General features: G+C 64.1%; 24 protein-coding genes. 4 read left to right on the top strand and 20 right to left on the bottom strand.

The window, feature by feature from the left end:
• The first annotated feature begins 7 nt into the window (after positions 1 to 7).
• The 3 genes from ROS217_RS09695 to ROS217_RS09685 are packed head-to-tail and all read left to right on the top strand — an operon-like array spanning position 8 to position 2,696.
• Positions 8 to 841, top strand: a complete 834-nt coding sequence (locus ROS217_RS09695) for a 3-keto-5-aminohexanoate cleavage protein (protein ID WP_040651300.1) — start codon at positions 8 to 10, stop codon at positions 839 to 841.
• A complete protein-coding gene (pcaD, locus tag ROS217_RS09690; RefSeq protein WP_009817543.1) occupies positions 838 to 1,626 on the top strand; it encodes a 3-oxoadipate enol-lactonase in 789 nt (262 codons plus the stop codon). Before ROS217_RS09695 ends, pcaD begins: the two co-directional genes overlap by 4 nt.
• Positions 1,623 to 2,696 carry a 3-carboxy-cis,cis-muconate cycloisomerase gene (locus ROS217_RS09685; protein ID WP_009817542.1) on the top strand — a complete coding sequence of 358 codons (1,074 nt, stop codon included), beginning with the start codon at positions 1,623 to 1,625 and terminating at the stop codon, positions 2,694 to 2,696. Before pcaD ends, ROS217_RS09685 begins: the two co-directional genes overlap by 4 nt.
• Here ROS217_RS09685 and ROS217_RS09680 read toward each other — a convergent pair.
• The 15 genes from ROS217_RS09680 to ROS217_RS09610 all read right to left on the bottom strand — a co-directional run bounded on the left by ROS217_RS09680 (position 2,668) and on the right by ROS217_RS09610 (position 18,746).
• Positions 2,668 to 3,312, bottom strand: coding sequence for a pseudouridine synthase (locus ROS217_RS09680; protein WP_009817541.1), 645 nt, complete (start codon positions 3,310 to 3,312; stop codon positions 2,668 to 2,670). The two genes, ROS217_RS09685 and ROS217_RS09680, sit on opposite strands and share 29 nt — an antisense overlap.
• 96 nt (positions 3,313 to 3,408) lie before the next feature.
• Complete coding sequence (locus ROS217_RS09675) at positions 3,409 to 5,856, bottom strand: GcvT family protein (RefSeq protein WP_009817540.1); 2,448 nt, start codon at positions 5,854 to 5,856, stop codon at positions 3,409 to 3,411.
• A gap of 30 nt (positions 5,857 to 5,886) precedes the next feature.
• Positions 5,887 to 6,783 carry a homocysteine S-methyltransferase family protein gene (locus tag ROS217_RS09670; protein ID WP_009817539.1) on the bottom strand — a complete coding sequence of 299 codons (897 nt, stop codon included), beginning with the start codon at positions 6,781 to 6,783 and terminating at the stop codon, positions 5,887 to 5,889.
• The gene (locus ROS217_RS09665) at positions 6,780 to 7,844 is read right to left on the bottom strand and encodes a zinc-binding dehydrogenase (RefSeq protein ID WP_009817538.1); all 1,065 of its coding nucleotides are present in this window, start codon (positions 7,842 to 7,844) and stop codon (positions 6,780 to 6,782) included. Before ROS217_RS09665 ends, ROS217_RS09670 begins: the two co-directional genes overlap by 4 nt.
• A gap of 14 nt (positions 7,845 to 7,858) precedes the next feature.
• Positions 7,859 to 10,303, bottom strand: a complete 2,445-nt coding sequence (locus ROS217_RS09660; protein ID WP_009817537.1) for a GcvT family protein — start codon at positions 10,301 to 10,303, stop codon at positions 7,859 to 7,861.
• A 10-nt stretch (positions 10,304 to 10,313) separates the two neighbouring features.
• On the bottom strand, positions 10,314 to 10,685 hold the full coding sequence (locus ROS217_RS09655; RefSeq protein ID WP_198134881.1) for a GFA family protein: 372 nt from the start codon (positions 10,683 to 10,685) through the stop codon (positions 10,314 to 10,316).
• Positions 10,685 to 11,305: a LysE family translocator gene (locus ROS217_RS09650; RefSeq protein ID WP_009817535.1), complete on the bottom strand. Its 621-nt coding sequence runs from the start codon at positions 11,303 to 11,305 to the stop codon at positions 10,685 to 10,687. Before ROS217_RS09650 ends, ROS217_RS09655 begins: the two co-directional genes overlap by 1 nt.
• Before the next feature lie 10 nt (positions 11,306 to 11,315).
• Positions 11,316 to 11,888 carry a helix-turn-helix domain-containing protein gene (locus ROS217_RS09645; protein ID WP_009817534.1) on the bottom strand — a complete coding sequence of 191 codons (573 nt, stop codon included), beginning with the start codon at positions 11,886 to 11,888 and terminating at the stop codon, positions 11,316 to 11,318.
• A 137-nt stretch (positions 11,889 to 12,025) separates the two neighbouring features.
• Positions 12,026 to 12,799: a precorrin-4 C(11)-methyltransferase gene (gene cobM / locus ROS217_RS09640; protein ID WP_009817533.1), complete on the bottom strand. Its 774-nt coding sequence runs from the start codon at positions 12,797 to 12,799 to the stop codon at positions 12,026 to 12,028.
• Entirely contained in the window at positions 12,796 to 14,613 is a 1,818-nt protein-coding gene (gene cobJ, locus ROS217_RS09635) for a precorrin-3B C(17)-methyltransferase (protein WP_009817532.1), read from the bottom strand. Before cobJ ends, cobM begins: the two co-directional genes overlap by 4 nt.
• Positions 14,604 to 15,305 carry a precorrin-2 C(20)-methyltransferase gene (gene cobI, locus ROS217_RS09630; protein ID WP_009817531.1) on the bottom strand — a complete coding sequence of 234 codons (702 nt, stop codon included), beginning with the start codon at positions 15,303 to 15,305 and terminating at the stop codon, positions 14,604 to 14,606. The genes cobJ and cobI overlap by 10 nt, the downstream gene beginning before the upstream one ends.
• Positions 15,306 to 15,358: 53 nt before the next feature.
• On the bottom strand, positions 15,359 to 16,570 hold the full coding sequence (locus tag ROS217_RS09625) for a bifunctional cobalt-precorrin-7 (C(5))-methyltransferase/cobalt-precorrin-6B (C(15))-methyltransferase (protein WP_009817530.1): 1,212 nt from the start codon (positions 16,568 to 16,570) through the stop codon (positions 15,359 to 15,361).
• A complete protein-coding gene (locus ROS217_RS09620; protein ID WP_009817529.1) occupies positions 16,567 to 17,211 on the bottom strand; it encodes a precorrin-8X methylmutase in 645 nt (214 codons plus the stop codon). The genes ROS217_RS09625 and ROS217_RS09620 overlap by 4 nt, the downstream gene beginning before the upstream one ends.
• A gap of 66 nt (positions 17,212 to 17,277) precedes the next feature.
• Positions 17,278 to 18,528, bottom strand: a complete 1,251-nt coding sequence (locus ROS217_RS09615) for a sirohydrochlorin chelatase (RefSeq protein ID WP_009817528.1) — start codon at positions 18,526 to 18,528, stop codon at positions 17,278 to 17,280.
• Entirely contained in the window at positions 18,525 to 18,746 is a 222-nt protein-coding gene (locus ROS217_RS09610; protein WP_009817527.1) for a DUF6732 family protein, read from the bottom strand. The genes ROS217_RS09615 and ROS217_RS09610 overlap by 4 nt, the downstream gene beginning before the upstream one ends.
• Positions 18,747 to 19,045: 299 nt before the next feature.
• Here ROS217_RS09610 and ROS217_RS09605 point away from each other — a divergent pair, with 299 nt between their 5' ends.
• A complete protein-coding gene (locus ROS217_RS09605) occupies positions 19,046 to 20,020 on the top strand; it encodes a glutathione S-transferase family protein (RefSeq protein WP_040651297.1) in 975 nt (324 codons plus the stop codon).
• Between the two features lie 23 nt (positions 20,021 to 20,043).
• Here ROS217_RS09605 and ROS217_RS09600 read toward each other — a convergent pair whose 3' ends face one another.
• The 5 genes from ROS217_RS09600 to rplF all read right to left on the bottom strand — a co-directional run bounded on the left by ROS217_RS09600 (position 20,044) and on the right by rplF (position 22,390).
• Positions 20,044 to 20,481, bottom strand: a complete 438-nt coding sequence (locus tag ROS217_RS09600; protein WP_009817525.1) for a GFA family protein — start codon at positions 20,479 to 20,481, stop codon at positions 20,044 to 20,046.
• Between the two features lie 224 nt (positions 20,482 to 20,705).
• On the bottom strand, positions 20,706 to 20,894 hold the full coding sequence (rpmD, locus tag ROS217_RS09595) for a 50S ribosomal protein L30 (protein WP_009817524.1): 189 nt from the start codon (positions 20,892 to 20,894) through the stop codon (positions 20,706 to 20,708).
• A 12-nt stretch (positions 20,895 to 20,906) separates the two neighbouring features.
• Positions 20,907 to 21,473 carry a 30S ribosomal protein S5 gene (gene rpsE, locus ROS217_RS09590; RefSeq protein WP_009817523.1) on the bottom strand — a complete coding sequence of 189 codons (567 nt, stop codon included), beginning with the start codon at positions 21,471 to 21,473 and terminating at the stop codon, positions 20,907 to 20,909.
• Between the two features lie 12 nt (positions 21,474 to 21,485).
• Positions 21,486 to 21,845: a 50S ribosomal protein L18 gene (rplR, locus tag ROS217_RS09585; RefSeq protein ID WP_009817522.1), complete on the bottom strand. Its 360-nt coding sequence runs from the start codon at positions 21,843 to 21,845 to the stop codon at positions 21,486 to 21,488.
• 11 nt (positions 21,846 to 21,856) lie between these two features.
• Complete coding sequence (rplF, locus tag ROS217_RS09580) at positions 21,857 to 22,390, bottom strand: 50S ribosomal protein L6 (protein WP_009817521.1); 534 nt, start codon at positions 22,388 to 22,390, stop codon at positions 21,857 to 21,859.
• Between the last annotated feature and the right edge of the window lie 9 nt (positions 22,391 to 22,399).

Below are 22,399 nucleotides of genomic sequence, written 5' to 3'. Positions count from 1 at the left end.
GGCCGCCATGTCCAAACCCTGCATCCTCTGCGTCGCCATCACCGGCTCGCTCCCAACCAAAGCCAACAACCCAGCCGTACCGATCACGATCTCGGAACAGATCGAGAGCACGCACGCGGCGTTCGAGGCCGGGGCCACCATCGCCCATTGCCATGTGCGCGACGATGCGGGCAAACCCACCTCCGACCCAGAGCGTTTCGCCCGGCTCAAGGAGGGGCTGGAGCAACATTGCCCCGGCATGATCATCCAGCTCTCGACCGGCGGCCGCTCCGGGGCCGGGCATGAGCGCGGCGGCATGCTGCCGCTGCGCCCCGATATGGCCTCGCTCTCGGTCGGTTCCAACAACTTCCCCACCCGCGTCTATGAAAACAGCCCCGATCTCGTGGACTGGCTCGCTTCGGAAATGATCGCCCATGACGTGAAACCCGAGATCGAGGCGTTTGATCTCGGCCACGTTATCCAAGCCTGCACCATGGCCAAGGACGGGCGTCTGAAATCGCCGCTCTATGTGCAATTCGTCATGGGCGTGAAAAACTCCATGCCCGCCGATGAACGCGTGCTCGATTTCTACATCGAGACCCTTGATCGCCTCGCCCCTGATGCCCAGTGGTGCGGCGCGGGCATCGGCCCGGCCCAGCTCACCCTCAACGACTGGTGCATCGCCAAGGGCGGCCATACCCGCACCGGGCTTGAGGATAACGTGCGCCTTGACCGCGACCACCTCGCCCCCTCCAACGCCGCCCTCGTGCGCCGCGCGGCAGAGCTGTGCGAGAAATACGAGCGTCCCGTCGCCACATGGCAAGAGGCGCGCGCCATCCTCGGGCTGAGGCCCCCGGCATGACCCGCTTTGCCCGCCCCGGCGCGGTGACGCTCCACTACAACCACCACACAGGCGACCCCGCCCGCCGCCCCATCGTCTTCGCCAATTCCCTTGGCACCGACCTGCGCATCTGGGACACGGTGCGCAGCGCCTTGCCGCCCGACACTCCCACCCTCGCCATGGACAAACGCGGTCACGGCCTCTCGGAACATGGCCCGATCACCATCGAAACCCTCGCCGCCGACCTCGCCGCGCTGATGGATCACTTGGCGCTCTCAGACGCCCTCATCTGCGGCGTCTCCGTCGGCGGCATGATAGCACAATCGCTGGCCCATCAGCGCCCCGATCTTGTGGCCGGGCTGATGCTGTGCAACACCGGGGCACAGATTGGCACGGCAGAGGCATGGACTATGCGGATCGACACCGTCCAGACCAGCGGCATCGCCGCCATGGCCGACGCCATTCTTGAACGTTGGTTTTCCCCCGACTGGCGCGCCGCCCATCCCGTGGCGCTCTCCGGCTGGCGGCAAATGCTGATCCGCACGCCCGCTGATGGCTACGCCGCCACCTGCGCCGCGATCCGCGATGCCGATCTCACCGCCACCACCGCGCGCCTCTCCCTCCCTACGCTCTGCCTCGCAGGGTCCGAGGACGGTGCCACCCCGCCGCCGCTTGTAGAGGCCCTCGCAGACCTGATCCCCGGCGCACACTTCACCTGCCTCAACGGTGTTGGCCACCTGCCCTGCATCGAGGCCCCCGACCACCTCGCCCCGCTCCTGCGCGACCTCTACGATAGCCTCCCATGACCGGCGTGTTCAATCATCCGTGGCTCGGCGCGCTCTTTGGCGATCCTGAAATCTCCGCCCTCTGGTCGCCCGAAACACAACTCCACCACATGCTGCGGTTCGAGGCCGAATGGTCCCGCGCCCTCGGCCATGTCGGCCGCATCGACGCGCGCACGGCAGACGAAACCGCCCGCCATATCCTCACCACCACCCCCGACCTGACCGCCCTCGCAGCGGGCACCGCCCGCGACGGCCTGCCGATCCCGGCCCTCGTGCGCCTGCTCAAGGCGACCGCCCCTGATCCGACTGCCGTGCACCAAGGCGCCACCTCGCAAGACGTGCTCGACACTGCCTTGGCCCTCACCCTTCAGGCCACCACCAAACTCCTCGATCACCGCCTCGCCAGCCTGCAATCCGCCCTCGCAGACCTCGACACGCGGTTCGGGTCAAACCCGCTCATGGGCCGCACCCGGATGCAGGCCGCCATGCCGATCCGCGTCACCGACCGCCTGCGCCCGTGGATCACGCCCCTGACGACCCATCGCAGCCGCTTGGCCCGCGCCACTGACGGCGTGGCCCTCCTGCAATTCGGCGGTGCCGCAGGCGACCGCGCCGCCATGGGCGCCGATGCCCCCCGCATCGCGGCGCATCTGGCCGCTGCCCTCGGCCTCGGCAACCCGCCCACCTGCTGGCACGCCACACGCGAGGGGCTCGCCGATTACGCCAGCACCCTCTCGCTCATCTCCGGCACACTCGCCAAGATGGGGCAGGACGTCGCCCTCATGGCCCAACAAGGGATCGACGAAATCCACCTCACCGGCACCGGCACCTCCTCGGCCATGCCGCACAAGCAGAACCCTATTCTCGCGGAATTGCTCGTGACCCTTGGCCGCTTCAACGCCGTGCAGGTCTCCGCCCTACATCACGCAGCAATCCACGAACAGGAACGCTCGGGCACCGCTTGGGCGCTGGAATGGATGGTCCTGCCGCAGATGGCTCAGGCCACGGGTCGCGCCCTGACCGCCGCGTTAGACCTCTGCCACTCTGTGACCCACATCGGCCTCAGAACGGCACCGCCGCCCGAAACTTGACGCCCGCGCCACCATCGGGATGCCGCAACCGCAATTCCTCGGAATGCAGCATCAGGCGTGGATAGTCCCGCGCCGCCCCCTGCGCATAGAGCGGATCACCCAAAATCACATGACCCAGCGCCAGCATATGCACCCGCAACTGATGGCTCCGCCCGGTCTTGGGGCTCAATCGCACCCGGGTTTCATCGTCCCCCGCACGCAGCACCCGCCAGTCGGTCAAGGCCGCGCGCCCGGTCTCGTGACAGACCTTCTGCAACGGACGATTGGGCCAATCCACGATGAGCGGCAGATCAACCACGCCCACCTGCGGCTCCAACCGCCCCCAAACCCGCGCCACATAGGTCTTGCGCACCTGCCGCTTTTCGAATTGCAGCCCCAGATGCCGCTGCGCATGCGGCGTCAGCGCAAAGATCATCACGCCCGACGTATCGCGGTCCAACCGATGCACCAAAAGCGCCGTGGGAAACACATCTTTGACCCGCGCCATCAGGCAATCGGCCAGATGCTCGCCCTTGCCCGGCACACTCAAGAGCCCCGCAGGCTTGTTCACCACGACGATCTCGTGATCGTCATGCAGCACCTCCAGCGGATCGGTCGGCGGATCATAGTCACTCATGGCCGCGCCTTACACGACCCGCCACGCCATGACCACTCCCGCTTTCATCGTTCCCTAAATACTCCGGGGGCGTGGGGGGCTGGCCCCCCACCCTGCTCAGGCCTTCACGCGCTCGGATCTGGGATCATACATCGGTTTCAGCGACGCCTCCGCCTTCACCCGGACCCCGGCCACATCCACCTCATAAGAGGACGCCAAAACCTGCTCCACACTCTCACCCTTGCAAGGCACATAGCCCATGCCCATAGCACCTCCCAGATGATGGCCGTAAGCACCCGAACTCAGATAGCCCACGATCTCGCCATCCCGCAGCAAAGGCTCATTGTGATAGAGCATCGGCTCAGGATCGGTCAGGCGAAACTGAACAAGGCGGCGCTCCAGCCCCGCCTCGCGCTTGGCCAGCACCGCGTCGCGCCCGATGAAATCGGCCTTGCCCGTCGCCACGGCAAATCCCAACCCCGCCTCCAGCACATGATCCTCGCAGGTGATATCATGGCCGAAATGTCGGAACGCCTTTTCGATCCGGCAACTATCCATCGCATGCATGCCGCAGAGCTTCAGCCCATGATCCGCCCCCGCCGCGTGCAACACCTCGAACACATGGCCGCACATATCGGCGCTCACATAGATCTCCCAACCCAGCTCACCGACATAGGACACCCGATGCGCCCGCGCGACGCCCATGCCAATCTCGATCACCCGCGCCTGCCCAAAGGGATGCGCCGCGTTCGAGAAATCATCGGGCGAAACCGCGCGCATCAGATCGCGCGCCTTTGGTCCCATCACCGCCAACACACCCTCGCCTGCCGTCACATCGGTGATCACCACCGCATGATCTCCCACATGGCGCCGCAGCCAAGTTTCATCCGCCAGCCGCGTCGCCGCCGGTGTCACCACCAGATAGGCGGTCTCGGCAAGCCGCGTCACCGTCACATCCGCCTCGATGCCGCCCTTGGCATTGAGGAATTGCGTATAGACGATCCGCCCCACGGGCACAGACATCTCGGCCCCGCAGACATGATTGAGAAACGCCTCGGCACCAGCACCCTCAACCCGCAGCTTACCGAAACTCGACATGTCATACATGCCAACCGCCTCGCGAATGGCCCGCACCTCGGCCCCGGCATTCTCAAACCAGTTCTGCCGCTTCCAGGAATACCGATACTCCGACTCCTGCCCGGCCTCAGCATACCAATTGGCCCGCTCCCAGCCCGCCAATTCGCCCATGACAGCACCTTGGGCCAAGAGCTGCGCATGAAACGGCGTGCGCCGCACACCGCGCGCCGTGGCCTTTTGCCGATACGGGTAGTGATCGGCATAAAGCAGGCCCAGAGTCTCCTTGGACCGCTCGAACAAATAGCTCTTATTGCCCTGAAAGGGCTGCATCCGCGCCACATCCACATCACCCAGATCAAACGGTCGCGCCCCTTCCTCCATCCAGAGCGACAGCGCATGGCCCGCCCCCCCGGCACTCTGAATGCCGATGGAATTGAACCCGGCCGCCACCCAGACATTGTCCATCTCGGGGCAGAGCCCCAGATGATAGGCATCATCGGGGGTAAAACTTTCCGGACCGTTAAAGAAGGTGTGAATTCCTGCCTCCGCCAACATCGGCATCCGGTTCACCGCCGCCTCCAATATCGGCTCGAAATGGTCGAAATCCTCGGGCAGTTGGTCAAACTCGAAACTCTCAGGGATGCCATTCATCCCCCAGGGCTTAGACACCGGCTCAAACGCGCCCAGCATGATCTTGCCCGCATCTTCCTTGTAATAGGCGCATTCGTCAGGCACCCGCAGCACCGGCAATTGCGTCAATCCCGCAATCGGCTCTGACACGATATAGAAATGCTCGCAGGCATGCAGCGGCACGTTGGTTCCCGCCATCCGGCCCACCTCATGCCCCCACATGCCGGCGCAATTGACGATCATCTCGCAGGCGATATGGCCCTGACTGCCATCCTCCGCCTGCCAATCGACCCCCGTCACCCGACGCCCCGCGCGCGCAATCCCCGTGACCTTGACCCGCTCCTGCACTCGCGCGCCGCGACCCCGCGCGCCCTTGGCCAACGCCAGCGCGATATTGGCCGGGTCCGCCTGCCCATCGGTGGGCAGCCAGACCCCGCCGGTCACCCCCTCAAGATTGAGATGCGGATACCGCACGTTGATCTCACTCGGGCTCATCTCCTCGACCGGCACGCCAAACGCCCGCGCCATCGCGGCATTTCGTTTGAGTTCCTCCAGCCGCTCCCCCGTCAGCGCGACCGACACCGATCCCACCTGTCGAAACCCGGTGGCAACGCCCGTCTCCGCCTCGAGCCCGGTATATAGCTCCGCCGAATACCGCGCGAGCCGCGTCATATTGGCCGTGGCCCGCAATTGCCCGATCAGCCCCGCCGCATGCCATGTGGTCCCCGACGTCAGTTGCTTGCGCTCCAAGAGAACCACATCGCGCCAGCCCAGCTTGGTCAGATGATAGGCCACAGAACAGCCCACGACGCCGCCACCGATGATGACCACACGGGCCTGAGTTGGAAGATCGGTCATTCATAACCCCATGATATAATGATGAAAGTCTCAGACAATGTCATGCCCAGCCGCCCGCAGCCGCCGCGCCAGTTCCGCGATATGCGCTGGGCCCACCTCGCAGCAGCCGCCGACAATGCTGGCCCCCTGCGCAACCCACCCCATCGCAAACCCGGCATAGGCGGCGGGGCTCAGATCCCCCCGCTGCTCCAACGCATCGACAGTCGGCGCGGCACCCAGAAACCCGGCGCTGATGCAGGTGAACCCATTGGCATAGGCCCCAAACGGCCGGCCAAAGCCGCGCACGATCTCCAGCCCCGTCGCCACGGATTCAGGCCGCGTGCAGTTGATCAACACCGCGTCGGGCGCAAACTCGGCCACCAGCCCCGCCAGATCACCCAGCGCCTCGCCCGAGCGTAGCCGCGTGCCGTCGTCATCCATGACCGTGACCCCCAGCCAGACCGGCAGGCCACTCAGCCCCGCAGCCATCAGCCCGCCCCGCGCCTGATCAACCGAAGACATGGTTTCCAACAGGATCAGGTCCACCCGATCCTTGAGCAGCGCCACATTCTCGGCATAGAGCGCCGCCGCCTCTGCGGCTGGCGGGCAGAGGTCGGGGCGATAGGATTGCACCAGCGGCCCAATCGCCCCCGCCACCCGTCCCGACCCATGCGCACCCCGCGCCGCCACCGCCGCGCGCACCGCCACATCGGTCAGCCGCGCGACCTCATCCTGCAACCCCACCCGCGCCAAACGGTCACGCAGCACTGCATAGGTATTGGTCGAGGCCACCGTCGCCCCCACCGCAAAATAATTGTCATGCACCGCGCGTACGATCTCGGGATGGTCGATCATGACTTGCGTCGACCAGAGCGGCGTCGCCCGGTCGCCCGAGCGTTTCACCAATTCCTGCCCGATAGAGCCATCGAGCAGCGTGATTTCGGTCATTCTTTATCCTCCGGGGGCAAAAGCACCAGTTTGCCAGCATGGGCCTTCGCCTGAAAATCCGCTTGGGCGCGGGCGATATCGCGCAATGGGTAGGTGGCGGCAATCCGAGGGCGCAAGCGGCCCGCGCGTGCCATCTCGATCAGCCGGGCAAAGACCTCGGGCGCCTGATAGGTGCAGCCGTGGATCGTGATATCGCGCAGATAGATGCGCCGCAGATCGGCAGTGACCATCGGCCCGGCAATGGCCCCCGCCACGGCATAATGCCCACCGGGGCGCAGCGCGTCGATCAGCGCCGCAAAGCCCGCGCCGCCCACAAGGTCAATCACCGCATGATAGCGGTCCTGCGCCAAGGGGGCGTCGCGCGCGATCACCTCCGCCGCGCCGTCCGCGCGCAGTATCGCCGCCTTGGCAGGCGCGGCGATGCCGGTCACATGCGCGCCCAAGGCGGCGGCAATCTGCACCGCCGCTAGGCCGACATTGCCCGAGGCCCCCGTGATCAACACCTCTTGGCCCGGCCCTACCCCCGCCCGTTCCAAGAGACCAAGCGCCGTGCCAAAGCCGCACGGCAGGGCGGCGATCTCGATATCCGAGAGCGGCACATCGCTGACGTCATAAAGGTCATCCGCCCGCATCAGGCAACAATCGGCAAAGGCGCCGTCAATCTCGGACCCAAGGGCGAGAAAGCCCACCGGGTTCTCCTCGGTCGGGCGCGGGATGTTGATCGGGCAGGTGACACGCGCGCCCAGCGCGGGGGCTTCAACCCCCGCCCCCTTGGCCACCACCTCGCCACAGAGATCGCCGCCTTGGATGCGCGGAAACCCCAGCGCGCCCGCCCAGCCGCCACGCTCCACACCATCCGCCGTCTCGCCGGTGGCCCCGGTCACCTCCGCCGCATACCACCCCTCGCGGGTGTTGATGTCGGTGTTGTTGACCCCCGCCGCCCGCACCCGCACCAGAACCTCGCCGGGACCGGGGCGTGGCACCGGGATATCCTCGCGCCACTGCAACGCCTCGGGTCCGCCGTGCCGCGTGAGGAGAACGCCGCGCATGGTCTGAGGCATGGTCTCAGGTAGGCTCATGCCCGCAACCGTTCATTCTGCGCATCCCAGAGCGGCGCATCGGGCTGCACCACCGCCCAGCAACGCTCACCGTATATCTCAACCTCGATCTCCGTCCCCGGCACCGCCAGATCAGCGCGCAACATGCCCAAGGCCACGCTTGCATTCACCCGGTAGCCCCAGGCACCGCTCGTGGTCTCGCCCACGATCTGCCCCTCATGCCAGAGCGTCGACATATAAGGCGCATCGGCGGTCTTGGCCTCGACGATCAGCGTGACAAAGCGTTTCTTCACGCCCCGCTGCTTTTCGGCCAAGAGCGCCGCCTTGCCGGCAAAGTCCTGCGGCTTGTCGAACTTGACGAACCGCTCCAGACCGCCCTCCAGCATTGAATAATCGGTGCTGAGATCACCTTTCCACGCGCGATAGCCCTTTTCGATCCGCAAGGAATTCAGCGCGAACATGCCAAAGGGTTTCACCCCCGCCGCCATCAACGCCTCATAGATCGCCGGAATAGCCGCATTCTCGGCATGGATTTCCCAGCCCAATTCGCCGGTAAAGCTGACCCGCGCCAGAAACGCCTTTTGCCCCGCGACGGTCGCATGCTGATGGCTCAGCCACGGCAGGCTCAGATCGGCATCGGTCAGCCCTGCCAAGATGTCGCGGCTCTTGGGCCCCGCCAAGAGCAGCGCATCGCGCTCCGTCGTGGTCTCTCGCAGGCTCAGCCCTTCGGGCAGCGCGCGGCGTACCAACTCGCCGTCATGCCACTGCGCCGTGGCCGCCGTAATCAGCACGAAACTGTCTTCTTTCAGCCGGATGCAGGAAAACTCCGTCACAATCCGGCCCCGCTTATCGGCGACATAGACGAGGTTCATCCGCCCCACCTTTGGCAAGCCACCCGTCACAAAACCGCGCAGCCAATCATCGGCCCCCGTCCCCTCGATCCAGAGCCGGGTGAACCCCGGCAGATCAAGCACGCCGCAAGCATCGCGCACCGCCTCACATTCCTCGCGGATACGCGCCTCCCACGGCCCTGCGCGGTCCCATGTCTGTGTCGCCGCCTCTGAGGTATCATCGCCGGGCTTTGCAAACCAATTGGCCCGCTCCCAGCCGTTATAGACCCCCATCACCCCGCCCAGCGCCTTGACGCGCTCATGCACCGGGCTCACCTTGCGGTCCGGCGCCGCAGGCCAGCGATGCCATGGGAAATGCATGGCATATTCATGCCCATACACCTCCATCCCCTTGGCCACGCAATACTCAGGATCGGTGTAATCGGTAAACCGGCGCGGATCACAGGCCCACATGTCCCACTCCGTCGCGCCCTCCGTCACCCATTCCGCCAGCACCTTGCCCGCGCCCCCGCCCTGCGCGATACCAAAGGTAAAGACACAGGCCTCAAACGCATTGGGCACCCCCGGCATCGGCCCAATCAGCGGCAGACCATCGGGCGCATAGGGAATGGGGCCATTGATGACCTTGGAAATCCCCGCCTGCCCCAGCAACGGCACCCGCGCCATCGCATCCTCGATATACCACTCCAACCGCTCCAGATCGTCGGGGTAAAGCTGAAAGCTGAAATCCTCCGGCATCGGATCATCAGGCTTCACCCAATGCGCCTTGCAATTGCATTCATAGGGCCCAAGGTTCAGCCCGTATTTCTCCTGCCGCAAGTAATAGGAACTGTCGACATCGCGCAGCAGCGGCAGCTTATGCCCCGCCTCCCGGCTCCACGCCTCCAATTCCGGAATTTCATCGGTCAAGAGATACTGATGGCTCATCACCATCATCGGCACCGTGCGCCCACCGTAAGGCTTGAACCATTCACCCACCCGCTGCGCATAATAGCCTGCGGCATTGACCACATATTCACAGCGGATCTCGCCCTTTTCGGTCGCGACAATCCACTCTCCATTCTCGCGCCGCACCCCGGTCGCCGGCGTGAACCGCAAAATCTGCGCCCCCATGTCCCGCGCACCCTTGGCCAGCGCCTGCGTCACCTGCGCGGGATCAATATCGCCATCATTTGGATCATAGAGCGCGCCTTGCAGATCATGCGTCTCCAGAAACGGATAACGCGCCTTGATCTCGTCCACCCCGAGGATATCAAGATCCATCCCCTGAACCTTGCCCATCCCCCGCGCGCGCTGGAATTCCTGCATCCGCTCGCGACTATGCGCCAGACGGATCGACCCCGTCTGGTGGTAATTCATCGGATACTCCACCTCCGCCCCCAACCGCGCATAAAGCTCGGTGGAATAGCGCTGCATGTTCATCACCGACCAGCTTGTCGAAAACGTCGGCACATTGCCCGCCGCATGCCAAGTGCTTCCGGCGGTCAATTCGTTCTTTTCCAACAGAACGCAATCAGCCCACCCAGCCTTGGCCAGATGATAGAGACAGGACGCGCCCACCACGCCTCCGCCGATGATCACGACCCGCGCCGTGCCCGGAAATTCCGCCATGTCCTGTTCCTCAATCCGTTTGCGGCACGCCGTCCGCGATGTCGTAATAATCACCCTTGTCCCTGACAAAGATGTGCTTCTCCAACCGCAGCCCGGTCGGCGTCTCCAGCGCCCCCAGCGCGAAACTCATGGTGTCCTCCGCATGCGCGGCCCAGAACAGGAACGAGCCGCATTTGGGGCAAAACCCGCGCTCCGCCATCTCGCTCGCGGCGTACCAATTCACCTTGCCTGAAATACTCAAATCCGACCGCGCCACATAGGCCGAGGCCCAGACATGCCCCGATTGCTTGCGGCACTGCCCGCAATGGCACGCACTCGCCCCTTCAGGTGCCGCAGTCACGACAAATGTCACATCTCCACACAGACACGATCCCTTATGCATCATCCCCTCCCCGGAGTTACGGCGCTGCCCAGCGCCACGCCATAGATTACGAAACAGGCGGCCATGCCCCGCCGCAGCCAGACATTGAACACAGCCCCCAACGCCGCACGCCCCAGCCCTGCGCCCAAGGCGCAATAGCCCATATAACTCAGCGTCGTCAGGCTCAGCGCCGTGGGAAAGATCACCCACATCTGCGCGCCAATCGGCACACCCGGTTGCACGAATTGGCTAAACGCCGCCAGATAGCCCGCGACACTCTTGGGGTTGATCGTGGCAATCGCCAAGGCCCGCCAATAGACCGAGCCTTTCGGTGCCTCCCCCGCCTCAACAGGCCGCCGCGCCATGATCCAGCCGCGCACGCCAAGGTAAATCAAAAACCCCGCCCCGATCAGCTTGGCCACCTGAAACGCCACCGGCGAGGCCGCGATCAGCGCCGTCACCCCCGCCGCCGACAGGCTCAGAAACAGCGTCGCCTGCGTCAAGATCGCCAACACCCCCCACAGGCTGCGCCGAAACCCGATGGTCATGCCATTGGTGATGCAATTGACCGCATTCGGCCCCGGCGTGGTGACAAACACCACCCAGAAAAGCGCAAAGACGGTCCAGGCTTGATAACTCATGTCTGCGCCCTCAATACACAGGCGGGGCGATCACCCAGATCGCCACGCAAGGGGTGTCATAGGGATTGGCCCAACCGTAAGGCTCGCCGCGAAACCGGAAACTGTCGCCGGGACCGACGGTGAATTTCCGCCCGCCGATGCTCAGATCGAGCCGCCCCGACAGGATATAGCCGACCTCCTGCGTCGGACGCTGCGCTGGGCGCTGCATCTTGGACAGGGGCCGGAATGTCGAATGGATCACCTCGAAATCATCGGTCAGGTCTGGCGAGAGCAGTTCCTCGATCAACCCCTCCTCGCCCGATCCCATCGGCCGCCGCGCGCCCGCGCGCACCACATAGCCCTGTTCCTCCGCGGGCGCGCTCGCATGACCAAAAAGCAGCGACATCGGCACGCCCAGCACTTCCGCGACCTGCCGCAGATCGCTGATCGACGGCTCCGACAGATCGCGCTCGACCTGAGACAGCCACCCAACCGACCGCCCCAGCATTTCGGCCAGCGCCGCCAGCGTCAGCCCGCGCGCCTTGCGCAAGGCGCGCAGGTCCGCGCCAAGGCTGCGCATCTGTCCAATCTCGCTTTGATGCATCGGATCATCCGTGAAAAATTCAGCTCAATTTTCACGCTGCGCCGATTCCGTGAAAAAATCAACTAAAATTTCACGAAAGCTGTTGATCGGCGTCCCGGTGTACAAAACCCGCGTACACAAGGGACACCCTGTACACATTATCCCCGCGCCGCCACCTTGGGCCGCAGCACATGCGGCATACCCGGATCATAGAGCGCGCTATCCTTGAAATCGGCAATCTCGCCCAGAACTTTTCCCACCAGAATCAAGGCTGTACGGGTGATCTTCTCAGCCCGCACCTTGCCATGAATATCCTTGAGCGTGCCCTTGATAAACATCTGATCCGGCCACCCCACCCGGTAAGCCACCACGACGGGGCACTCATCGCCATAGTAAGGGGCCAGAATTCTGTGTATTTCCCGTAGGTTACGGATACCAAGGTGGATCGCCAACGTCGCCCCTGTGCGCGCGAAATTCTCCAGCGTCTCGCCCTCGGGCATCGAGGTAGATTTCATGGAAACCCGTGTTAGAACAATGCTTTGCGCGATTTCAGGCACGGTCAATTCCTGCCCCAGCGCCGCCGCCGCCGCCGCATAGGCCGGCACCCCCGGAATGATCTGATACTCAATCCCATCAGCACGAAGTTTACGAATTTGTTCCGCAATCGCACCATAGAGTGACGGATCGCCCGAATGCACCCGCGCCACATCCAAGCCCTTGGTATGGCTCTCTAAAATCACCGCGTGGGTATCCTCCAGCGTCATCGGCGCGGTGTCCATCACCAGCGCCCCCTCGGGCGCACCGGCCACAACCTCGGCGGGCACCAGACTTCCCGCATAGAGGCAGACCGGACATTGCCCGATGATGCGCTCCGCCTTCTTGGTCAATAGCTCCGGATCACCCGGACCCGCACCGATGAAATAGACAGTCATTTCAATGCCTTCCCTGTTCTGACCTCAGCCAGATCACCATCAATCTTGCGCGCATAGCCGCGCGGCGTGAACATGCGTGGCCCCTCGCCCACCTGCGTCAGACGGCTGTTCGAGGACCCGACCAGCACCACCGTTAACATATCCACCTCATCCACCTGCAAGTCCGCCAAGCGCCTGTAGCGCAACGATTCTTCGGGTCGCCCTAACGAGCTAGCCAAGAGCACCGGAGTATCCGCCGGGCGGTGTTTCAACAAAATATCTCGCGCCTCGGCCAATAAAGTCCGTCGCGTCTTGGACACCGGATTATAGAAAGCGATCACAAAATCGCCCTCCGCCGCAGAATTCAACCGCCGAATGATATCCTCGCGCGGTGTTAGTAGATCACTCAGCGAAATCGTGCAGAAATCATGCCCAAGCGGTGCCCCCGCCCGCGCCGCCGCCGCCTGAAGCGCGGACACACCGGGCGAGCAAATCACCTCAACCCGTCGCGCCGAATCACTCACCCCCTGCGCCTCCGGCCCTCGGTCCAAAAGTTCAAAAACCAGCGCCCCCATCGCGTAAATACCTGCATCTCCTGAACAAATCAGCGCAACACTCTTTCCCTGCCCCGCCTGTTCCAGCGCATAGCGGCACCGCGCCTCCTCGCCTCCCAGCGGAAAATCGCTGCGCGCTTTCCCCGCCGCCAACGGTCCGAGCAGGTCGATATAGAGCCCATACCCCACCAGCTCATCCGCCTCCGCCACGAGTCGCGACACCTCCGGCGTCCGCCAACTCGCCTGACCGGGGCCAATGCCCAGCACGCTCAACCGCCCCCGCGCCCGCCCCGGCATCTGAGTAATGACCGCCTCGGATCGGCTCAGCGCACAGGTCGCATTGGCGGTTTTCCGTTTTTCAACAACCAGTTGTCCCCCGCAGGCCAGCGCTGCGCCCTCAGACACGCCATGGCACCCCACCTCGGCAAACACCACCTCGGACGGGGTCGCCAACTGCCCGGCATAGCCCTCCAACTCCACCGCAGAAAACAACCGAAACGGCACGCCCAACCGCCGCGCCACAACGTTCATCGCGCCTTCGTCAGCCTTGAGGTCGATCGACGCGACACAGGCCACCGCCCCCGGTGCAATCCCGGCCTCTTCCAGCGTCCGGCACACCAAATCCCACAGTTCCTCGGTCTCGCACCCCCGCGCGCAGCCCAGCCCCAGCGCATAGCGCTGCGGATGATAGACCAGCCGCGCACCATGCCCTTCAACCGGCGCTTCGGTCACCACCAGTTCGACAGCACCGCCCATATCTTTGATATCAAATATATTCTCGCCACTAACGCAGACACCTTCCCCCGACAACATCGCCGCCATCGCCGCCTTGGCATCGCCGGGATTGGCCAGCCGGTAGCCCTGAGGCGGCGCATCCAGCGCCACCCCCATCGCCACATCGCCCGCCGTCGTGACCGCCGCCACGGCCCCCAACCCTTCGGCGATCAACGCCGCCAGACGGTTGGCACCCCGATGCCCGCCCAAGAGCGGCACCACCACCGCACCATCGTCGCTCACCGACACCACCGGCGGCTCACCGCGCTTGTCACTCAACAGCGGTGCCACCGCGCGGATCAAAATGCCGCTCGCGCAAACCCCCACCACGGGCACCCCGGCGGCAAAGAGATCGCGCGCGTGATCCAGCGCATTGGGAAACCATGCCGCCGCGCGTTCCACGCGCCCTTCACGCCCATGCACATCGCCGCCGATCAACCCAGCGACGCGATGCGCAACAGCTTCACCAGAGCGGCTCAGCGCCAGAACAACAGGTTTCACAGCCATGGATCAGCCCCTTTCGTGAGCAATATCATTGAAAAATACGGCGCCTTTTCCGGGGCTTGCGCCAGCGAGCACACCACCTCTTCCGGCAGGCTCGCGCGCTCCACATAGACCGCCTGCGCGGTCAGGCCCAAATCATCAATCACCGCCCGGATCTTGGCCAGATGTCGCCCCACCTTCATGATGGCGACACTTTCAGCCCCCTCGATCCGCGCCCGCAACTCCGCCTCTGGCAAGGGGCCGGGCAGAACCGTCAGCCGCTCGTTACGCGCCACCAAGGGCCGCCCCGCCCGCGCCGCGCAGGCAGCGATCGAAGTCACACCAGGCACCACCTCGACCTCATAGCGCGCACTCAACCGAGCAAAGAGATACATGAACGAGCCATAGAAAAACGGATCGCCCTCGCAGAGACAGACCACATCCTGCCCTCCATCAAGCGCCCCGGCAATCTCGACCGCTCCCCGATCATAGGCCGCCTGCGCCGGGGCCCGCTCGACACTCATCGGCACATCCATCACGATCTCACGCGCACCCGGCGCAATCGCGCCTGCGGCAATCGCGCGGGCAAAACTCTCGCCGCCCGCCAATGTCGGATAGGCCACGACCTGCGCGCCGGAAATCAGCCGATGCGCCCGCAGGGTCATCAACTCCGGATCGCCCGGCCCCAGACCCACGCCATAGAGCTTACCGGCCATGCGCGCGCGCGCCTTTCATTGTTCTAAAAATACTCACGTCCAACGCCCGCCGCTCATCGCTTCACAAGGCTCCATTGCGTGACCGGCATCAGAGGCCGCCAACCCGTCAGCCCCCCCACCGGCTCTGCCCGGTTGACCTGCAATTTCACCAAGTCCCCACCATGCCGCTTGTAAAGCGCCACCAATACCGCCTCGCTCTCCAGCGTCACGGCATTGCACACCAGCCGCCCCAACGGGCGCAGCGCCGCCCATGCCGCGTCAAACACCGCCTCCGACAGCCCGCCGCCGATAAACACCGCGTCGGGGGCATCCAACCCCTGTAACGCCTCGGGCACCCGCCCCTCGATCAATTCCAGTCGCGGCACCCCAAGCGCCAAGGCATTCGCCGCCGCCATCGCGCGGCGATCCGCGCGCGGCTCGATGCCAATCGCGCGGGCATAGCGCGCGCCGCGCATCCATTCCACCGCAACCGACCCACAGCCCGTGCCGATGTCCCATAGAAGCGCGCCGCGCATCGGCATCAGCTTGGCCAGCGTTGCGGCGCGCACTTCGCGCTTGGTCATCGTGCCATCATGCTGAAATAGATCATCCGCCAGTCCCGGCACTCGGGGCATCAGCGCGGCATCGGGTGCTGCCACACACTCGACCGCCAGCGTGTTGAACGGTGGCACCACATGCGCCCAGCTTTCGGCCAGCCCGTCAAACCGCGCCTCGTCTGCCCCGCCCATATTGGCCAGCACCGTCAGGCGCGATTGCCCAAACCCGCGCTCGGTCAGAAACCGCGCGATATGCGCCGGCGTCTCGGCCCCGGTGGTCAGGATCAACAGCCGCGCATCGGGTTGAATAAAGGCAATCATCTGCTCGACAGGTCGGCCATGTACGGTCAGCGTCTCAAGATCCGCCATGCTCCACCCCATCCGCGCGGCGGCCAGTTGAAAGGCCGAAAGCTGCGGATGATAGACGATCTCGGAGGGCGGCAAGCTCCGCCCGATCCGTGCGCCCACTGAGAACCACAGCGGATCGCCAGTGGCCAACACAACCACGCGCCGCCCGCGCAACCCAGCCAAGAGATCCGTCAACGCATCAAACGGCGACGGCCAGGCAATCCGCTCGGCGCGCACCGCCTCGGACAGTTGATGATGCCGCTCGCCGCCCACGATCACCTCTGCCGTCTCGACAATGGCACGGGAGGCAGGCAAGAGCCCCGCCATCCCGTCCTCGCCAATGCCCACAATATGCAGCCAGGGGTCCATCCCGCCCGTCATGCGCCCACCTCCGGCAATCCGGCCGCCAGCGCATTGACCGCCGCACTCGCCATCGCCGACCCGCCGCGCCGTCCGCGCAGGGCGACAAACTCGCAGCCGCGCGGGTTGTCCGCCAGTTCGGCCTTGCTCTCGGCGGCCCCGACGAATCCCACCGGAAAGCCGAGGATCAGCGCCGGACGCGGCGCGCCCTCATCGAGCAGTTCGAGAAGGTGAAAGAGCGCGGTGGGCGCATTGCCGATCGCCACCACAGCCCCCTCCAGCCGTTCCGCCCACAATTCGACCGCCGCCGCCGAACGGGTATTGCCGATCCCCGCCGCAATGCCCGGCACCCGCGGGTCGTTCAGCGTCACGATCACGTCGTTCTGGCAGGGCAGATAGCGGCGGATGATCCCCGCCCCCACCATCTCGCAATCACAAAACACCGGCGCACCGGCCTGCAAGGCGGCATGACCCGCCGCATAGGCCCCGCTGGAAAACGCCAACCGATCCGCCACCTCGACCATGCCACAGGCATGAATGAGCCGGATTGCGAGGCTTTCCATTCCGGCTCCAAACCGATCCAGCCGCGCCTTGCGGCGAACGGTGGCAAAGCTCATCTCATAGATGGCCGAGGGATTCTTTTCATAGGGACGCAAAATCAACCCTCTGCAATTGCGGCCGGTGTCGGAGCCTCCGGCGGGAGTATTTTCACCAAGAAAAAGCGGTGATCAGACCTTGGTTCGCCGCGCGCTCTCGGGTCCATGCGGATGGCTGGCATGAGGATAGGGCGCGTGATGGTGGTGATGATCGTGATCGTGGTGATGGTCATGCCCATGGTCATGATCGTGATCATGGTGATGATGGTGGGCCGCCTGCGCCTCCAACCGGCACAGCCCGGTGCAAAACGTATCGCAGAGCGTGCAATCCACCACGTTCGAGCCGGGCGCAGAGGCACCCTGCCCTTCGACATGGTGATGATGGCTTTCCTGCACCGCCCCAACCTCGGCCTCGAACCCCAAGACCTGCGTGCGGTATTTGCACATGACGCAGGTGGGCGGCGGCACATCGCCAAACGCCGGATGCCCAGTGCCCCGCGCCTCGGCCAGGGCGGCGCGCTGCTCAGGCGTGATCCGCTGCACAGCCCCGCCCTCGATGGCAAGGATCTGCGTGCGATACTGACAAGTGCCGCAATTGGGTGGCGGCACAGCGCTCAGCTGCTCGGTGATGCGCTCGGCAAAGGTTTCCAACACCTTGGGGTGATCACCCAGATACCCGGCCTTGACGAATTGCATCTCCGGATGCTCCGCCGCAACCCGGTCGGTAAAGCCGTAAATCCGGTCGATCAGGATGCCGGAAAAGAGAAAGTAGGGAAACACCACAACACGCTTGTAGCCCAGCTTGACCACATGCTGCAGGCAGGGTTCCACCAAGGGGAAGGTAACACCGGAATAGCCCACCTCGCACCAGCCAAACCCGATGCCCTCCTGCAGGAGCCGCGCAATCTTGGCGACGTTGCCATTGGCATCGGGGTCCGACGCACCGCGCCCGATCACCACAAGGCAGGTGTCATGCAGGCTGACCTCGCCATGTTTGACATTTGCGCGGTCGATCGCCTCGCGCACGCGGGCGCCAGCGGCGGCGATCATCTTGGGGTCCACCCCCAATTCGCGGCCATAGCGCACCTCGATACCATGCGTCGCGGCATAGGTGTTGAGCACGGTGGGAATGTCGTTCTTGGAATGCATCGCTGCAAAGAGCATCCCCGGCACCGCCAGAATCCGCTCGCAGCCGGCGGCGCGCAACCGGTCCAGACCGTCGCGGATCACCGGATTGGCAAATTCGAGATAGCCATATTCCATCACCCAGTCATCGGGCAGATACCCCGGTAGCTTGTCCGCCAACACGCTGAATTCATCGACCGCCGATTGACTGCGCGAGCCATGTCCGCAGATCATCACACCCGTCTTGACCATGCTCATGCCTCCTGCGGCTCTTCTTCTGGGGCCTCATCCTCGGCCTCGTCCGCCGCGCGATCCTTGCGCGCCCGCAGCCCGGACCAGAGGCCAATCGCTATCGCTGCCCCAAGCGCCGCGGCTCCCAACCAATGGCCATGCCCGGCAACTTCGGCCAGATGGCCCGGATGGGCATGGGCAGCGGTGCCGCTCAAGAGCGCGGTCAGAATGGTGGCAAATCGCATGGCAGTCCCCTTATCCTCGGTCGCGCGACAGGGCGAAAAGGGGCGGCGGGCCACGTGGCCTCGACGACGCGCGATCCGCCCCCGACATGGGTCAGCCAATCGTCGCACACCTTTCCGGCCCGGTCGCGGGCTTCGTCATCGCCCGGTTATAGGCGCTGGCCCGCGCGCCTGCAAACGAAGAAACGAAGCCCCCGCCCCCGTTCGCGACATGTGCAGCCCTGCACGGCGGCTGCGCGGTGCTGTGCATTCCCGACCCGCACCCCCGGCCCTAGGTTATGGACAAAGAGGAGACTTTGAACATGGGCCAACTGGTCAACGGAGAATGGCAAGACACCTGGTATGACACCGGATCGACGGGCGGGAAATTCGTGCGCTCGACGGCGAAGTTCCGCAACTGGATCACCGCCGACGGCAGCGCCGGTCCCTCAGGCGAGGCCGGGTTCAAGGCGGATAGCGGGCGCTATCACCTCTATGTATCGCTGGCCTGCCCCTGGGCGCATCGCACCCTGATCTTTCGCGCGCTCAAGGGGTTGCAGGATCATATCGGCGTCTCGGTCGTGCATCCCGACATGCTCTCGGAGGGCTGGGAATTCCGCACCAACTTCTCCGGCGCTACCGGCGACCGGCTCTATGGCCTGCCCTTCGCCCGCGACATCTACCTCAAGGCCGACCCCGGGATTTCAGGCCGCGTCACTGTGCCGATCCTCTGGGACACAGAGCGCGAGACCATCGTCTCGAACGAAAGCGCCGAGATCATCCGCATGTTCAATTCCGCCTTTGACGGGATCACCGGCAACACGCTTGATTTCTGGCCCGAGGATCTGCGTGCCGCCATAGAACCGGTCAACGAACGGATCTACGACACCGTCAACAACGGCGTCTACAAGGCGGGCTTCGCGACCACGCAGGAGGCCTATGAGGCGGCCGTCTATCCCCTTTTCGACAGCCTCGATTGGCTCGAAAACCACTTGGCTCAAAACCGCTATCTCATGGGAGACCGTGTGACAGAGGCCGATTGGCGGCTCTTTACCACCCTCATCCGGTTCGATCCGGTCTATCACCTGCATTTCAAATGCAACCGGGCGCGGATCGTCGATTACCCCAATCTCTGGGGCTATCTGCGCGAACTCTATCAATGGCCGGGGGTGCGTGAGACCGTGGATTTCGACCATATCGTCCGGCACTATCATTACAGCCACGAGACGATCAACCCGAACCGGATCATCCCGATCAACCCGGTGCTAGACCTCGAGATGCCGCACGGCCGGGGCTGAAACAGTCCCGGCCAAGCCGCCGCTCAGGACGGATCAGGCCAGACGAAATCCGGCCGCAGCGCGGCATGGACAGGACGCCCGTCCGATGGCTTGGGCACGCCGGTGGCGGGATCATAGAACGCATGATAGCTCGCTGCGCCGATCTGGTCCCCATAGCCCATCAGGTTGGGAACGATCGCCCTGATCCGATGCTGCTTGTCATCGAGCATGATCGGCGTCCCGCATGTCGCACAGGTGCAAAGCTCAAGCGGGCCCGCAGGATTATTGGCATTGAAGGGCTGACGGTTCAGCCCCGCCTCATTGTCAACCACGACATCGCCGTGCTTGAAAAACACAACATGCGTCGTCGGTTGCCCGGTTACGCTCTTGCACACCGAACAATGACAGGTGTGATTGTCAATCGGCGCATGGGTCGTCTTGGTATGGATGTGGTCGCAACCACCAGAACTTGTGTCAGACATCGGCCTTCCTCCTCAAAGCGATGCGGATGGGCGAGCCGGGGTTCAAGACCCCGGATCCACCCTGGCCCCGAACCTATCATGCACCACGCCGGACCCCGGCGCTGATTCTGGTCGGACGCGACTAAAGGATGACACCAGCGGACAAACGAAAACGCCCCGGTCCTCTCGGGCCGGGGCGTTCTGATTTCCGAGGGGCGGATGTCACCCCTCCCGTGCGCGTGGCCTTAGCCGCGCTCCTCGATGATCTTGACCAGATGCGGGATCTTGTTGACCATGCCGCGCACCGAGGGGGTATCCTCAAGCTCGCGGGTCTTGTGCATCTTGTTGAGCCCCAGACCGATGAGGGTCTGACGCTGATCTTCGGGGCGGCGGATCGGGCTGGCGATCTGCTTGACGACGATGGTTTTTGCCATTTGTCCGATTCCTTACGCTTCTGCCGCTTCGGCAACCGGCGCTTCGTCACCCTTTTTCAGGATGTCGGCCACCTTCTTGCCACGGCGCTGCGCCACCATACGCGGGCTGGTCTCTTTCTTGAGACCGTCCAGCGTGGCGCGGATCATGTTATAGGGGTTCTGCGACCCGGTCGATTTCGCGACCACGTCCTGAATTCCCAACATCTCGAACACGGCGCGCATCGGACCGCCGGCGATGATGCCGGTCCCGGTGGGGGCTGTGCGCATCACGACCTTGCCGGCGCCATGGCGACCTTCCATGTCGTGGTGCAGGGTCCGGCCCTCGCGCAGCGGCACGCGGATCATTGCGCGCTTGGCGGCCTCGGTGGCCTTGCGGATCGCCTCGGGAACTTCCTTGGCCTTACCCTTGCCAAAGCCGACGCGGCCCTTTTGATCGCCCACGACCACCAGTGCCGCAAACCCAAAGCGCTTACCGCCCTTTACAGTTTTCGACACGCGGTTGATCGCCACGAGACGGTCGGCGAATTCCGGTGTTTCGTCGCGCTCGCGACGGTCACGACGGTTGTCTTCTCTTGCCATTCTCTCGTCCCCTTAAATCTTCAGGCCAGCTTCACGCGCCGCGTCGGCAACTGCCTTGACGCGACCATGAAACAGGAAGCCGCCCCGATCGAAATAGGCCTCGGTGATGCCGGCCTTCTGAGCCCGCTCGGCAATCGTGGTGCCGACCTTGGCGGCCGCCTCCACATTGCACTTGCCCACCATGCCCAGATCCTTTTCGAGGGTCGAGGCAGCGGCGAGCGTCACACCGTTGACGTCGTCGATCAGCTGCACGCTGATGTTCTTGTTGGAGCGGAAAACGCTGAGGCGCACGCGCCCTGCATTGACCTTGCGGAGTTTGTTCCGAACGCGCAGGCGGCGTTTGAGGAACAGTTTTCTTTTGCTGTTTGCCATCTGTCGCGTCCTTACTTCTTCTTGCCTTCCTTCTGGAAGATATACTCGCCTTTGTAGCGAATGCCTTTGCCCTTATAGGGCTCAGGGCGTCGCCAGTCGCGGATATTCGCCGCGACCTGTCCAACGAGCTGCTTGTCCGTGCCCTCGACCACCAGTTCGGTGGGCTTGGGTGCGGTAACAGTCACACCTTCCGGAATGGGGAAATCGACGTCATGGCTGAGGCCGAGGTTCAGTTTGAGCACATTGCCCGCCATCTGGGCACGATAGCCCACACCGCGAATTTCCAGCTCTTTCTTAAAGGCATCCTTGGCGCCGTGCACCATGTTGGCGATGACCGTCCGGGTCATCCCCCACTGCTGGCGGGCACGTTTGGATTTGCCGCGCGGCGTGACCGAAATGACGCTGCCGTCGATGGTGATGGTGACATCATCCGTCGCGGTAAAGCTCTTGGTCGCCTTGGGGCCTTTGACTTCGATCGTCTGTCCCGACAGCGTCGCGGTGACGCCATCCGGCAGAGACACGGGTTGTTTGCCGATACGTGACATGTCCAGGTC

This window comes from Roseovarius sp. 217 (genome assembly GCF_000152845.1).
Taxonomy (GTDB): Bacteria; Pseudomonadota; Alphaproteobacteria; order Rhodobacterales; family Rhodobacteraceae; genus Roseovarius.
This window is presented reverse-complemented; position numbering and strand designations above follow the sequence as displayed.

Coding starts and splice junctions, on each gene's coding strand:
- ROS217_RS09665 (WP_009817538.1), bottom strand. CDS start 7,844: ATGCCTCAGACCATGCGCGGCGTTCTCCTCACGCGGCACGGCGGACCC.
- ROS217_RS09685 (WP_009817542.1), top strand. CDS start 1,623: ATGACCGGCGTGTTCAATCATCCGTGGCTCGGCGCGCTCTTTGGCGAT.
- ROS217_RS09645 (WP_009817534.1), bottom strand. CDS start 11,888: ATGCATCAAAGCGAGATTGGACAGATGCGCAGCCTTGGCGCGGACCTG.
- cobJ (WP_009817532.1), bottom strand. CDS start 14,613: ATGGCTGTGAAACCTGTTGTTCTGGCGCTGAGCCGCTCTGGTGAAGCT.
- ROS217_RS09615 (WP_009817528.1), bottom strand. CDS start 18,528: ATGAGCATGGTCAAGACGGGTGTGATGATCTGCGGACATGGCTCGCGC.
- ROS217_RS09675 (WP_009817540.1), bottom strand. CDS start 5,856: ATGACCGATCTTCCAACTCAGGCCCGTGTGGTCATCATCGGTGGCGGC.
- rplF (WP_009817521.1), bottom strand. CDS start 22,390: ATGTCACGTATCGGCAAACAACCCGTGTCTCTGCCGGATGGCGTCACC.
- ROS217_RS09660 (WP_009817537.1), bottom strand. CDS start 10,303: ATGGCGGAATTTCCGGGCACGGCGCGGGTCGTGATCATCGGCGGAGGC.
- cobI (WP_009817531.1), bottom strand. CDS start 15,305: ATGGCCGGTAAGCTCTATGGCGTGGGTCTGGGGCCGGGCGATCCGGAG.
- ROS217_RS09655 (WP_198134881.1), bottom strand. CDS start 10,685: ATGCATAAGGGATCGTGTCTGTGTGGAGATGTGACATTTGTCGTGACT.
- ROS217_RS09670 (WP_009817539.1), bottom strand. CDS start 6,783: ATGACCGAAATCACGCTGCTCGATGGCTCTATCGGGCAGGAATTGGTG.
- ROS217_RS09625 (WP_009817530.1), bottom strand. CDS start 16,570: ATGACGGGCGGGATGGACCCCTGGCTGCATATTGTGGGCATTGGCGAG.
- ROS217_RS09695 (WP_040651300.1), top strand. CDS start 8: ATGTCCAAACCCTGCATCCTCTGCGTCGCCATCACCGGCTCGCTCCCA.
- ROS217_RS09680 (WP_009817541.1), bottom strand. CDS start 3,312: ATGAGTGACTATGATCCGCCGACCGATCCGCTGGAGGTGCTGCATGAC.
- ROS217_RS09610 (WP_009817527.1), bottom strand. CDS start 18,746: ATGCGATTTGCCACCATTCTGACCGCGCTCTTGAGCGGCACCGCTGCC.
- cobM (WP_009817533.1), bottom strand. CDS start 12,799: ATGACTGTCTATTTCATCGGTGCGGGTCCGGGTGATCCGGAGCTATTG.
- rpmD (WP_009817524.1), bottom strand. CDS start 20,894: ATGGCAAAAACCATCGTCGTCAAGCAGATCGCCAGCCCGATCCGCCGC.
- pcaD (WP_009817543.1), top strand. CDS start 838: ATGACCCGCTTTGCCCGCCCCGGCGCGGTGACGCTCCACTACAACCAC.
- rplR (WP_009817522.1), bottom strand. CDS start 21,845: ATGGCAAACAGCAAAAGAAAACTGTTCCTCAAACGCCGCCTGCGCGTT.
- rpsE (WP_009817523.1), bottom strand. CDS start 21,473: ATGGCAAGAGAAGACAACCGTCGTGACCGTCGCGAGCGCGACGAAACA.
- ROS217_RS09650 (WP_009817535.1), bottom strand. CDS start 11,305: ATGAGTTATCAAGCCTGGACCGTCTTTGCGCTTTTCTGGGTGGTGTTT.
- ROS217_RS09600 (WP_009817525.1), bottom strand. CDS start 20,481: ATGTCTGACACAAGTTCTGGTGGTTGCGACCACATCCATACCAAGACG.
- ROS217_RS09605 (WP_040651297.1), top strand. CDS start 19,046: ATGGGCCAACTGGTCAACGGAGAATGGCAAGACACCTGGTATGACACC.